Origin of the sequence: Micromonospora echinospora, from assembly GCF_900091495.1 — a bacterium.
Classification (GTDB): domain Bacteria; phylum Actinomycetota; class Actinomycetes; order Mycobacteriales; family Micromonosporaceae; genus Micromonospora; species Micromonospora echinospora.
Map to the genome: position 1 here is coordinate 5,250,610 of NZ_LT607413.1, position 11,835 is coordinate 5,262,444.

Here is an 11,835-nt window from a genome sequence, read left to right on the forward strand (position 1 = left end):
TGCAAGCACGTCTGGTGCTGGTTCCTGGGGAGGAGCGACGATGAAGAAGACCCTGCGCCGCCTGCGAACGGCGGCGGTCGCGCTCGGCGCCTGCACACTCGGGCTGAGCCTGCTGTCGATGCCCGCCGCCGAGGCGGCCTCGGTGCAGCCTCTCGCACCGCAGTCCGAGCGGGCACCCGAGTCGGAGCAGTTCTCGGTCGAGGGCGTCACCACGGTCGGGGAACTCCGTACCGTCGACGGCTCGCTGTCCCGGGCCCGGGACAGTCGGACGCAGATCATCCGGCATCCCGGCGCGTCGTACGTCAAGGTGCACTTCAGCTCGTTGCGACTGGCCCAGGGCGAGTACGTGACCGTGGCGAGCCCCGACGGCCGGGAGAGCTACCGGTACGACCGCGACCTGGACCGGGCGACCGGCTCGGACTACACCACCGACGGCCAGCCGGGTTTCTGGGCGATGTCGGTGGAGGGTGACACCGCCGTGGTGACGCTGCACGGCAGCCGCTCCGGCCGGGGTGACGCCGCGACCATCGACCGGTTCTGGCGCGGCTACGACCACGCGGAGATCAAGCAGTACAACTTCTCCACGCAGTCCGTGTGCAGCACCGACGCCCGTCGCGACGTGGTCTGCTACCAGGCCAGCCACCCCACCGAGTACGCCCGTGGCCGGGCGGTGGCGCGGCTGCTGATGAGCGGCGGTGGCATGTGCACCGCCTGGCGGGTCGGCAACACCAACCGCCTGCTGACCAACAAGCACTGCTTCTCGACGCAGGCCGCCGTCAGCGCCAGCGAGACGCAGTTCAACTACCAGTGCGCCACCTGCGGCGGCTCGAACCCGGGCGCCGGCACCAAGGTGAGCGGCGCCACCCTCTACAAGGTGAGCACCGGCGGTTCCGGCGAGCTCGACTACGCCCTGTACTCGGTGAACAACTTCACCAGCATCCAGGGGTTCGGCACGCTGTACCTGGCGACGACCGCCACCACCACCGGCACCCGGATGTACATCCCCGGGCACGGTGACGGCAGCCCGAAGCGACTGTCGATCTTCGAGGACGCCCAGAACGGCGCGAACTGCACCGTCAAGAACGCCAACTACAACACCTGGAACATCAGCTACAGCTGTGACACCTCCGGCGGCAACTCGGGCTCGCCGGTGCTGAACGGCAGCCACCGGGTGATCGCCCTGCACCACCTCGGCGGTTGCCCGTCGAACCAGGGTGCGAAGGCGCACCTGATCTACAACGAGATCGCCAGCCTGATCGACAACAACGGCTGACCACGGTCGACCACGGGCCGCTGGGGTGCGCGACGCGCCCCCGGCGGCCCGTGGTCTGCGCGATCACCCGGTGTCCCTCGTCCCCGGGTCCGGGCTTGCGTCTCAGGCCGATTGAGATCGCATAGTGGGCGTCGTGGACACCGGTCAGTGCGCGGGCTTGACGGAGCGGACGAAGCTGGCCCACGCGGCGGGGGAGAAGCTCAGGGCCGGGCCGGACGGATCTTTGCTGTCGCGTACGGCGACGAGGCCGGGCAGATTGTCGGCGACCTCCACACAGTCACCCCCGTTGTCGCCGCTGCGAGTGCTCTTGCGCCACTGAGCGCCGGCCACTTCAGCCACGGTGAACCTCCCCGATGATCTTGTTAACCAGTTGCCTTGATTGTGCCTCATCGAGCGCCAGGTCATCGAGGCTCGCCCATGCTTCGTCGTAGATGGCGAGTTCTTCCTTGCGGTCGAGGTAGAGCGCTCCGGTCAACGACTCCTTGTAGATGACCGACGGCTCGGGCTCGATCCGGTTCCGGATCGGGAAGTCAAGCATGACGAACGAGCCGGCGACCGCGCCGAAGTGCAGGCCGGCGCTGAGAGGAAACACTCGGACAGAGACGTTGGGGAGTTCACCGACCGCCAGGAGATGACGTATTTGATCAGCCATGGTCGCTGCACTGCCGACCGTGCGAAGGAGCGCTGCCTCGGCCAGGATCACCTCCATTTTGGGTGCCGGAGGCAGTCTCCGGCGCAGAAGGGCCTGTCGTTGCAGTCGCACCTCGATCAGGCGTTCGCGCTCCTCATCCGTCACAGTGCGGCGGCGCTGGTAGACCGCTGAGGCGTAGGCGCGCGTTTGCAGCATGCCGGGGATCAGTGCTTCGTCGAAGCGGCGAATGGACGACGCGGCGGATTCCAGGCCGACGTAGAGTTCGAACCATTCGGGGATGGCGTCGACGTACGAGTGCCACCAGCCCTTGGCCCTGGTCTCGTGGGCCAGGGCGGTGAGGGCGCGGGACAGTTCGGGTGTCGCGCCGTACAGTTCGCACAGGGCCCGGACGTCGAGGGCGCGGGCCGAGCCGAGACCAGATTCGATGCGCCACATCTTCTGCCGGCTACAGTGCAGCGCGTCCGCCGCGCCGTCGAGGGTCATCTGCGCCTCGGTGCGTAGCTCCCGTAGCGCCCGCCCGAGCTGCCGTCTCGGGACGGTCGATCCCATGTCGTCGGCCATCCGTCACCCCTTCCCGCGTTGCATTTTGTTACATCGCTACGCCACCGGTGAAACGTCGACCTGTCGCTGAGGAAATGGTTTCCCCGTTGCCGTCCACGCAATGGCTATTAGGTATCGGACCCTACCGGAATCCGCCGACAACAGCCATGTGCGCGCAATTCCCGTACGCGCAATTCGCGTACCATTTCCGGGTGCGGTTCCCGGCGGTGTGGCCAGCCGGCGGCTGCCTCAGCGGGTGCCGGCGGTGAGACGTCGCCCCCAGTCGCGCATGTACTCGACGGCCTCCGGTGGTCCGTGCACGACGAACGGGGCTTCGAGTGCTCCGATGCAGAAGGTGGCCCAACCGAGGGAGTCGGCGGCGATGTGCACCCGACACGACGAGTCGTCGACGGGTTCCACGGTGCCGTAGTGCCCGATCTCGTCCCGCACCCGCTCGGCGGGGGCCTGGACGGTGGCATGGACGGGATACCTGCCGGGCATCGATCTGATCTGAGCGCGCACGTACTCGACGGGATCGTCGGCAGGGAGCGGTCGTGGCGCGAACCTCTTCCCGGTACGGCGTGGGCCATCGATCCGGTCGACCCGGAAGGAGCGCCAGTCGCCCCGCCCTTGGTCCCAGGCGACGAGGTAGAGGCGGTTCTCGACGCTGACGATCCGGTGCGGGTCGATCGTCCTGCTGGCGGCCTGACCGGTTCGCGTCCGATAGGTGAACTCCAGCGTCTCCGCATCTCGGCAGGCCAGGGCGACGGTCGTCAACGAGGCGACATCGGTGATGGCGGCATGCTGCTCGGTGCCCGGCGCCGGGACGGCGACGGCGCGGAGGCTGTCGATGCGGCGGCGGATGCGTACGGGAAGCACCTGGACGATCTTGGCCATTGCGCTGAGCGCGGCATCCCCGGACATCGGGTGGGCGCGGGAGGCGATCTCCTTGAGCCCCATGACGACGGCGGCAGCCTCCTCCTCGCTGAGCACCAGGGGCGGGAGGGAAGCCCCGGGACTGAGCTGGTAGCCACCGCCGGTGCCTCTCGTCGTGGTGATCGGATACCCGAGTTCCTGTAGGCCGTCGACGTCACGGCGGAGCGTGCGCTGACTGACACCGAGTCGACGGGCGAGTTCGTCGCCGGGCCAGTGACGCCGGTTCTGAAGCAGTCCGAGGAGTTCGAGAACCCGGGTGCCGCTCGACATGGCCTGACTCTAGCGCCTCCTTGTGGCCACATAGCGGCCACAAGTCTGGCGAGGATGGGAAGTGCCTTGGAACCGAAAGGACCTACGAGCATGCGCATTCTCGTCACCGGAGCAACCGGTCAGGTCGGGCGTCACCTCGTCGCCCAACTGCACGAGGCCGGGCACGACGTCCGAGCACTGACCCGCGATCCCGCAAAGGCCGACCTGCCGCCCGGCGTTCGGGTGGTGGCCGGCGACCTCACCGACACCGCCACGCTCGGACCCGCCTTCGAAGGAGTGGAAGGGATCCACCTGATCACCTTCGGCGGCGATGGCTTCGACGATCTGACCAACGGCTCGGAGATCATCGACCTGGCCGAGCAGCATGGCATCGGTCGCGCCACCGTACTCGGTGGTTGGTCTCCCACCAGTGTCGAGAACGCCCTCATGTCCAGCACCATCCAGTGGAGCATCCTGCAACCGGTGGAGTTCATGGGCAACGCCCTCGAATGGGCCGAGGAGATCCGTGCCAGTCGCACCGTCTCCATGCTCGCCGCCTACCCCAGCGCCATAGTGCACGAAGCCGACATCGCCAGCGTCGCCGCGACCGCGCTCACCGAGGACGGCCACGAGGGACGCTCCTACCCGCTCACCGGACCCGAGGCGCTCACCCCACGGGAGCGAACCCGGATCCTCGCCGAGGCCACCGGTCAGGACATCGCCTTCGTGCAGCTCACCGAGGACGGCGAACGCGCCCGGCTGCGTGGTTACGGCTACGACGACGACTACGTGGAGTTCGGGATCCAGCTGGCCACCAACCCTCCGGACGCCGCCGGCGTGGTCCTGCCCACCGTCGAGGAGGTCACCGGGCATCCCGCCCGAACCTTCACCCAGTGGGCACAGGAACACGCAGGACGGTTCCGCGCCACCCCCTGACCCCCCAACACACGGCCGGCCGCGCGACCCGGGGCCGAGGCTGGCCCGCGGTCTGCCCCGTCGATCATGGAGTTGTGGCGCCCGACCAGTGGCTTTTGTGGGGTTCTGGTGGGTGCCCGAACTCCATGATCGACGGGCGAGGTGGGCACGCCGGGATTCCGGGCTCGTTCTTCAGGCGTTCCGGCGCAGGTCGAGTACGTCGGGGAGCTGGTAAAAGCCGGCCGAGCGGTAGGTGGCGACGGCGCCGACGTTGGCGCTCGGGGTGCACACGATCGCGCTCGACGAGCCCATCCCGCGCAGGGTCGCCGCCGCCGCGACGGTGATCGCCGTGCCGTAGCCGTGGCCGCGATGGTCGCGGTGCACGCCCATCGGTTCGAGCAACCCGGGCCGCCCCGGACCGGCCGACCACACCGTCGCGGCCGCCACCGCGACCCCGTGGTCGTCGTAGGCGACCAGGCACCGGGCGTCGGCGTACGCCGGTCCGGTCGCCATCGCGTGCCACCGTTCGTCCGTGAAGGTCGACCCGTCGAACGCCGCGCGTTGCACGGCTACCCGCACGTGGACCTGCTCCGGACCGATCGTCTCGACCCGTACGCCGCAGTCCGCCACGGGCTCCGTGAGGTCACGCCGAAGCGGTGTCCACGGCTCGTCGAGGTCCCAACCGCTGGCGAGCAGCAGCTCACGGAACACACCGTCACTCCGCGACTCGACGCCGACGCTCCCCGGCGGGAGGACGCCGCGCTCCGGCCGCGTCAGGTCGTCGGCCATCTGGCGAGCCAGCTCCTCGTCCCGTCCAGCGTCAGGGGCGAACCCGATCCGCACCAGCCCGGGACTGTCCACCAGCCCGACGGCGAGGATCGTGCCGTCGCGGCTCCACGTCCGGACCGCGCGGGCCGTCTCCTCCGCGCCGAACCTCCAGTGCCAGCCCAGATCCCCCGGATGCAGTGGCACCGGCGCCCCGTCGTGCTGCCACCGGCGCAGCACGCGTACGGCCTCGCCCAACCCGTCGACTCCTGGCGTGCTCATCACGACCGACACACCCGGATCCAAACACCGCCGCCCCGCCGGGCTCAACGGGATATTGCCTTGTTGCCCTGCGTGCCCGTGCCTACCGTACGGTGATGCCTCTGCGACTGTTGTCGGTGACCTTCGATGCGCACGATCCGACTCGCCTCGCGCGGTTCTGGGCCGGTCTGCTCGGCCGGGAGGTCGTGGAGGACGCCGGTGGCGCGTTCCTGCCCGGCGACGACACCCAGGTCGGTCTCCGGTTCGCGCCCGGCGACACGGCGATGACGCGGCCGAACCGCCTGCACCTGCACCTGACCAGCGCCAGCGACGCCGACCAGCAGGAGACGGTGGCGACGGCGCTGCGGCTCGGCGGCGGCCACGTCGACGTCGGGCAGCGCCCCGAGGAGGGGCACGTCGTCCTGGCCGATCCCGAGGGCTACGAGTTCTGCGTGATCGAGGCGGGCAACAACTTCCTCGCCGGGTGCGGGCTGCTCGGGGAGGTCGCCTGTGACGGCACCCGCGAGGTCGGCCTCTTCTGGAGCGCGGCGCTGGGGTGGCCGCTCGTGTGGGACCAGGACGAGGAGACCGCTGTCCAGTCACCGTACGGCGGTACGAAGGTCGCGTGGGGCGGTCCACCGGTGGCCCCGAAGGTGGGCCGGAACCGGCAGCGCTTCGACCTGGCTCCGGCCGGTGGCGACCAGCAGGCGGAGGTCGACCGGCTGGTCGCCCTCGGGGCCACCCGCCTGGAGACCGGTGCGGACGGCGCTGTCGTGCTGGCCGACCCGGACGGCAACGAGTTTTCCGTCAGACGGAGCTGACCGGAGCGCGGCGACGCTGCCCGCGAATCAGGGCACCCTGCTGGGGGAAGACGTGGAACAGCGGCTTCATCGGTGTGGAGTCGGGTGACAGCGCGGTCCGGCGTGTAGCCGTACTCGCGGGCGAAGGCGGCGACCGGCAGGTCGGCTTCCTGCCGCAGGGTCTGGTCGCGCCGGAGCACATCGTCGTCCGGCGGCTGGTCGCCCGGGGCCGCTACCCGCACCAGTCCCTGCTCGGCACGGGAACGGTCGCTGACGAGGAGGCCGTGTGGTCGGCCACGGTGGCCGGCGTCGCGGACCTGGCGGAGCGGCCCGTCGAGGAGCTCTCCGGCGGTCAGCGGCAGCGGGTCTGGATCACGATGGTGCTGGCGCAGGAGACGCCGTACCTGCTGTTCGACGAGCCCACCACGTTCCTCGACATCACCCACCAGTACGAGCTGCTGGCCCTCTTCGCGCGGCTGCCCGGCGAGGGTCGCACCATCGTCGCGGTCATGCACGACATCAACCAGGCGTGCCGGTTCGCCGACCACATCGTGGCGATGGCGCACGGCGTATGGAGTTGACGTTCATCGATTACACGCCTAGGTTGACGGCGGGAACACGCTCTGTCGATGGGGGTCGGGATGTTCGTCGGGCCTGCCGCACGTACGCGTACCCGGTGGCCCCGCCTCCTGGCGTTGGTCTCGTCGGTGCTGCTGGCTGCCGGTGTGATCCTTGTGCCGCCGACATCCGCACTCGCCGTCCGTTCGACGCAGACCACGGCACCCCTCCGGCCAGTGATCAGCTTTCCGGGCGGAAGTAGCATTCCCGAAGGTGGCCGGATCGCCGTCAGATTCGACGCCGACGGCGACACGACGGTGACCCGGTTCCGGTACGCCGTCGACGGCGCGCATCCGACCAGCGAGGTCCCGGTCGGGCCGGACGGTACGGCGTCCGTGCTGGTCGACGTGGGCTGGCCCGGTGAGCACACCGTGCACGCGATCGCGGTGAATGGCGACGACCGGCTCAGCGGCCTCTCCGTGGCCCGCTTCACGGTCTCCGTCGTCTGGGATCTCAGGGGGTGGGCGCTCGACGCGACCACGTTCCTGCCGGTGTCGGGGGCGACGATCCGGCTGGAGCCGGGCGGGGGCGAGGTCGTCACCGGTGCCGACGGCTACTTCCAGTTCGACGTGGAGCCGGGCCTCCACACCCTCAGCGGCCTGCACGCCGGCCCGCCCAGCCTCTCGGGGAGTCAGGAGTTGCTGCTCGACGGCCAGGGTGTGACGTTCGACCTGTACCTGTTCCCGGACTCCGGCAGTCGGGGAGTCGGTTGAGCCCGGTCGGGCTCCGCGCCCTCCCCGACGGGGCGGAGGCCCTTCGCGGCCCCGGGGCTGTGCGGCCCGGCACCCACCTCGGTCGTGGCTGTGGCGGCTCGGGCCGGTCAGTCGCGCAGCGTACGCAGGATGCGGGCGAGCTGTTCCCGGTCGGCCGTCGGTAGGCGCCCGAAGAGGTCCTCGGCGGCGGCCCGGCGGGCGGCCTGGATGGCGGCCCCGACCCGCGTACCCTCCTCGGTCGGTGCGACCAGGGTGGCGCGCCGGTCGGTCGGATCGGGCCGGCGCCCCACGAGGCCGCGTGCCTCCAGGTCGTCCACCACCTCGGTGGCCGAGCGGGGGGCGATGCGCAGGTGCTCGGCGAGCGTGCTGAGCCGCACCGCGCCGTGCCGAATCAGCACGCCGAGCGCCCGGGACTGGGCGGGCGTCACGTCCCACGGCGCGAGTGCCTCCCGGGTGCGGTGGCGCAGCCGCCGCGTCACCGCCCAGAACGCCTCGGCGAGGCCGTTCTCGGGTTCGTCGGTCTCCGCCGTCACGTGGAATACGGTAGCAGCAGAAGCTGTTGCTCCCTCATGTTGAGGCAACCTCAGCATTCTCCACGGAAGGAAGTACCCCTTGGAACCCACCCAAGCTGGCCGCGACCGCGGCCCCCGCACGGTCAGCGCCGCCGAGAAGGCGCAGGCCCGCCAGGTGTCGCTGCGGCGCATCGGCCGGCTGTTCGCCCGGCACCGGGGCGCGCTCGCCACGGTCACCGGCATCATCGTGGTGTCCTCGGTGCTCGCCATGGCCTCGCCCTTCCTGCTCCGCGCCGTGATCGACCGGGCCCTGCCCGAGCGCGACCTGACGCTGCTGGTCTGGCTGGTGGGCGGCATGGTCGCGGTCGCCGCCGTGACCTCGGTTCTGGGCGTGGCGCAGACCTGGATCTCCACCCGGGTCGGGCAGCAGGTCATGCACCGGCTGCGCACCGACGTCTTCACCCACCTGCAACGGCAGTCGCTGGCGTTCTTCACCCGCACCCGCACCGGCGAGGTGCAGTCCCGGATCACCAACGACATCGGCGGCATGCAGAGCGTGGTCACCTCGACCGCCACCTCGATCGCGTCCAACCTGACCACCGTGATCGCCACCGGGGCGGCCATGGTCGCGCTCTCCTGGCGGCTCTCCCTGGTCTCCCTCGTCGTGCTGCCGCCGGCCGTCTGGCTGACCCGCCGGGTCGCCCACCTGCGCCGCGAGATCACCGCACGCCGCCAGCGCGAGCTGGCCGACCTGAACGTCACCGTCGAGGAGGGGCTGTCGGTCAGCGGCGTGCACCTGGCCAAGACCCTCGGCACCGGCCCCACCCTGGCCGCGCGCTTCGCCGCCTCGTCGGCCCGCCTGGTCGAGCTGGAGTTGCGCTCCGAACTCGCCGGACGCTGGCGGATGGCCACGATGAGCATCGTGTTCGCCGCCATCCCGGCGGTCCTCTACCTCAGCGCAGGTCTGCCCGGCACCGCCGGCACGCTCAGCATCGGCACGCTGGTCGCCTTCACCGCGTTGCAGGGCGGACTGTTCCGTCCACTGATGGGCCTGCTCAACGTGGGCGTCTCGGTGACCGCCTCGCTGGCGCTGTTTGCCCGAATCTTCGAGTACCTGGACCTGCCGGTCGAGGTGGACGACCCCGCCGAGGCGGTCGACGTCGACCCCCGTCGGGTCCGGGGCGACCTGCGCCTCACCGACGTCACCTTCCACTATCCCGGCAGCGACACCGCCGCCGTCGCCGGGATCACCCTCGACGTGCCGGCCGGCACGGGCCTGGCCCTGGTCGGCGAGACCGGCTCCGGCAAGAGCACCCTGGCCGCGCTGGTGAGCCGACTGTACGACCCGACCAGCGGCCGGATCACCGTCGACGGCATCGACCTGCGCGACCTGCGCCTGGCCGACCTGTCCGCGATCGTCGGCGTGGTCAGCCAGGAGACCTACCTGCTGCACACCACGGTCCGGGAGAACCTGCGCTACGCCCGGCCGGACGCCACCGACGCCGACATCGAGGCCGCCGCCCGCGCCGCCCAGATCCACGACCTGATCGCCGGGCTGCCCGACGGGTACGACACGGTCGTCGGCTCGCGGGGGCACCGCTTCTCCGGCGGCGAGAAGCAGCGCCTCGCCATCGCCCGTACGCTGCTGCGCGACCCGCGCATCCTGATCCTCGACGAGGCGACGAGCGCGCTGGACACCGAGACCGAGCGCGCCGTGCAGCGGGCGTTCGATGAGGTGGCCCGGGGCCGCACCACCATCACCATCGCCCACCGGCTCTCCACCGTCCGCGACGCGGACCAGATCGCCGTGCTCGACCACGGGCGGATCGTCGAGTCCGGCAGTCACGACGGCCTGCTGGAGCGGGCCGGCCGCTACGCCGCCCTCGCCGCCTGACGACTGTCCCCGGAGCGTCAGTTCCGCACGGGCGGGCTCCGCATGCCGATCCCACGCGGCGGAGTGAACTGCGTCACGTACTGTCACAACGCTCGGTCGCACGGTGTCTTGAGGTCGAACCCTCTGACGAAGGAGACACCATGGCAACGAAGACCGACGTGATCGTGGTCGGCGGCGGCTACGCCGGCGTGATGGCGGCCAATCGCCTGACGCGACGCGACGACGTGACCGTGACTCTGGTCAACCCGCGTCCGAGCTTCGTGGAGCGGCTCCGCCTGCACCAACTGGTGGGCGGATCCCACGACGCGCTCGTGGACTACCGGGACATCCTGGGCCGGGACGTCCGGCTGCTCGTGGACACCGTGACCCGGATCGACGCCGCCGGGCGCGGCGTGACGTTGGCGTCCGGCGGCACGCTCGGCTACGACTACCTGATCTACGCGGTGGGCAGCGGCAGCGCCGACCCGCAGGTGCCCGGAGCCGCCGAGTTCGCCTACCCGATCGCCAGCCTGGAGGACGCGCAGCGGCTGCGGCCGGTCGTCGACGCCGCACCGGCGACGGCCACGTTGACGGTCGTCGGAGCCGGCCCGACCGGCATCGAGACCGCCGCCGAGCTGGCGGAGGGGGGCCGTACCGTGACGTTGGTCTGCGGTGGAGTGCTCGGCCCGTACCTGCACCCCCGGGGTCGGCGCGCGGTGGCCAGGCGACTCGCCGAACTCGGCGTGACGGTGGTCGAGGGCCCCGGCGCGACGGTGACGGCGGTGACTCGCGACAGCGTGCGGCTCGGTGACGGCCGTGGGCTGGTGAGCGACGTGACCATCTGGACCGCCGGGTTCGGCGTGCCGGACCTGGCGAGCCGCAGCGGGCTGAGCACCGACGCCCTGGGCCGCCTGATCACCGACGAGACGCTGACGAGCGTGGACGACGTACGCGTCGTCGCGGCCGGCGATTCGGCGGCGCCGTCGGGCCTGCCGTACCGCATGGGGTGTCAGTCCGCGGTGCAGCTGGGCCCGCAGGCCGCCGAGACGGTGCTCAGCCGGATCGCGGGCGAGCAGCCCGCGCCGGTCGACGTGGGGTTCGTCGGCCAGTGCATCAGCCTGGGGCGTCAGGCCGGCATCGTCCAGCTCGCCCGCCGGAACGACACCGCGACCGGGCTTCACCTCGCCGGCCGCTCCGCCGGGAAGATCAAGGAACTCGTGGTCAGGCAGACCGTCAGGCAGCTGGCGTCCGAGGCGCGCACGCCCGGTGCCCGCAACCTGTGGTTCAAGGATGGCCAGCGCCAGCACCTGCTGCGGGCCACGCGCGACGAGAACCTGGCGACCGCCGAGCGGTAGGCCGGTCCCGGCATCCGTGGCCGGTTCGACCGGTGGCGGATCGGGACGCCTGTCGTGCGGCGACGCCCTTGTCGCGGGACGCCGCCGCACGCAGGCGTGCGGCGACCGACGGTCCGGTCGGCAACGGGCCGTCGGCGGAAGGGGAGTGGGGCCGAGACATGGGCGAGCACGCCACCGACGCGGCGACCGAGGCCTTCGTCGCCCACCGCAACCTGCTCTTCACCGTCGCGTACGAGCTGCTCGGATCTGCCGCCGGACGGAGGCGTACGTCGGCCCCTGGCCGCCCGAGCCGCTGTTCACCGAGCCGGACGTGGCCGAGGAGGTCGAGTTCGCCGCGTCGGCCCGGACGGCTCTTCACAAAGCGCGAGATCTC

11 protein-coding genes and 1 pseudogene are annotated in these 11,835 nt (G+C 71.0%); 7 read left to right on the forward strand and 5 right to left on the reverse strand.

The window, feature by feature from the left end:
• The first annotated feature begins 40 nt into the window (after nucleotides 1-40).
• Nucleotides 41-1,273, forward strand: a complete 1,233-nt coding sequence (locus GA0070618_RS23440) for a trypsin-like serine peptidase (protein ID WP_088983553.1) — start codon at nucleotides 41-43, stop codon at nucleotides 1,271-1,273.
• A gap of 144 nt (nucleotides 1,274-1,417) precedes the next feature.
• Here the strand turns inward: GA0070618_RS23440 and GA0070618_RS23445 are convergent, their stop codons facing one another.
• The 3 genes from GA0070618_RS23445 to GA0070618_RS23455 form a co-directional block, all read right to left on the reverse strand.
• A complete protein-coding gene (locus tag GA0070618_RS23445) occupies nucleotides 1,418-1,612 on the reverse strand; it encodes a DUF397 domain-containing protein (RefSeq protein ID WP_231931421.1) in 195 nt (64 codons plus the stop codon).
• Complete coding sequence (locus tag GA0070618_RS23450) at nucleotides 1,605-2,486, reverse strand: helix-turn-helix domain-containing protein (protein ID WP_088983555.1); 882 nt, start codon at nucleotides 2,484-2,486, stop codon at nucleotides 1,605-1,607. Before GA0070618_RS23450 ends, GA0070618_RS23445 begins: the two co-directional genes overlap by 8 nt.
• 228 nt (nucleotides 2,487-2,714) lie before the next feature.
• Nucleotides 2,715-3,671 carry a helix-turn-helix transcriptional regulator gene (locus GA0070618_RS23455; protein ID WP_088983556.1) on the reverse strand — a complete coding sequence of 319 codons (957 nt, stop codon included), beginning with the start codon at nucleotides 3,669-3,671 and terminating at the stop codon, nucleotides 2,715-2,717.
• 90 nt (nucleotides 3,672-3,761) lie between these two features.
• Between GA0070618_RS23455 and GA0070618_RS23460 the strand changes: the two genes are divergently transcribed.
• Nucleotides 3,762-4,586 (forward strand): SDR family oxidoreductase, encoded by an 825-nt coding sequence (locus GA0070618_RS23460; RefSeq protein WP_088983557.1) that lies wholly within the window; start codon nucleotides 3,762-3,764, stop codon nucleotides 4,584-4,586.
• Between the two features lie 171 nt (nucleotides 4,587-4,757).
• Here the strand turns inward: GA0070618_RS23460 and GA0070618_RS23465 are convergent, their stop codons facing one another.
• Nucleotides 4,758-5,612: a GNAT family N-acetyltransferase gene (locus tag GA0070618_RS23465; RefSeq protein ID WP_088985770.1), complete on the reverse strand. Its 855-nt coding sequence runs from the start codon at nucleotides 5,610-5,612 to the stop codon at nucleotides 4,758-4,760.
• Between the two features lie 95 nt (nucleotides 5,613-5,707).
• Here GA0070618_RS23465 and GA0070618_RS23470 point away from each other — a divergent pair, with 95 nt between their 5' ends.
• The 3 genes and pseudogenes from GA0070618_RS23470 to GA0070618_RS23480 all read left to right on the forward strand — a co-directional run bounded on the left by GA0070618_RS23470 (nucleotide 5,708) and on the right by GA0070618_RS23480 (nucleotide 7,722).
• Nucleotides 5,708-6,412, forward strand: a complete 705-nt coding sequence (locus tag GA0070618_RS23470) for a VOC family protein (protein ID WP_088983558.1) — start codon at nucleotides 5,708-5,710, stop codon at nucleotides 6,410-6,412.
• 134 nt (nucleotides 6,413-6,546) lie between these two features.
• Nucleotides 6,547-6,960 (forward strand): annotated as a pseudogene (locus tag GA0070618_RS23475) (ABC transporter ATP-binding protein); the annotation flags it as partial.
• A 225-nt stretch (nucleotides 6,961-7,185) separates the two neighbouring features.
• On the forward strand, nucleotides 7,186-7,722 hold the full coding sequence (locus tag GA0070618_RS23480; protein ID WP_088983559.1) for a peptidase associated/transthyretin-like domain-containing protein: 537 nt from the start codon (nucleotides 7,186-7,188) through the stop codon (nucleotides 7,720-7,722).
• 107 nt (nucleotides 7,723-7,829) lie between these two features.
• Here GA0070618_RS23480 and GA0070618_RS23485 read toward each other — a convergent pair whose 3' ends face one another.
• Nucleotides 7,830-8,255, reverse strand: a complete 426-nt coding sequence (locus GA0070618_RS23485; RefSeq protein ID WP_231931422.1) for a MarR family winged helix-turn-helix transcriptional regulator — start codon at nucleotides 8,253-8,255, stop codon at nucleotides 7,830-7,832.
• A gap of 79 nt (nucleotides 8,256-8,334) precedes the next feature.
• On the opposite strand from GA0070618_RS23485, the gene GA0070618_RS23490 reads away from it, so the two are divergent.
• Nucleotides 8,335-10,128 (forward strand): ABC transporter ATP-binding protein, encoded by a 1,794-nt coding sequence (locus GA0070618_RS23490; RefSeq protein ID WP_088983561.1) that lies wholly within the window; start codon nucleotides 8,335-8,337, stop codon nucleotides 10,126-10,128.
• A gap of 140 nt (nucleotides 10,129-10,268) precedes the next feature.
• Nucleotides 10,269-11,462: an NAD(P)/FAD-dependent oxidoreductase gene (locus GA0070618_RS23495; protein WP_088983562.1), complete on the forward strand. Its 1,194-nt coding sequence runs from the start codon at nucleotides 10,269-10,271 to the stop codon at nucleotides 11,460-11,462.
• Nucleotides 11,463-11,835: the final 373 nt, after the last annotated feature.

Bases quoted from the DNA above. Each gene is read 5' to 3' on its own strand.
- GA0070618_RS23465 (WP_088985770.1), bottom strand. From the start codon at position 5,612: ATGAGCACGCCAGGAGTCGACGGGTTGGGCGAGGCCGTACGCGTGCTG.
- GA0070618_RS23460 (WP_088983557.1), top strand. From the start codon at position 3,762: ATGCGCATTCTCGTCACCGGAGCAACCGGTCAGGTCGGGCGTCACCTC.
- GA0070618_RS23470 (WP_088983558.1), top strand. From the start codon at position 5,708: ATGCCTCTGCGACTGTTGTCGGTGACCTTCGATGCGCACGATCCGACT.
- GA0070618_RS23450 (WP_088983555.1), bottom strand. From the start codon at position 2,486: ATGGCCGACGACATGGGATCGACCGTCCCGAGACGGCAGCTCGGGCGG.
- GA0070618_RS23455 (WP_088983556.1), bottom strand. From the start codon at position 3,671: ATGTCGAGCGGCACCCGGGTTCTCGAACTCCTCGGACTGCTTCAGAAC.
- GA0070618_RS23495 (WP_088983562.1), top strand. From the start codon at position 10,269: ATGGCAACGAAGACCGACGTGATCGTGGTCGGCGGCGGCTACGCCGGC.
- GA0070618_RS23440 (WP_088983553.1), top strand. From the start codon at position 41: ATGAAGAAGACCCTGCGCCGCCTGCGAACGGCGGCGGTCGCGCTCGGC.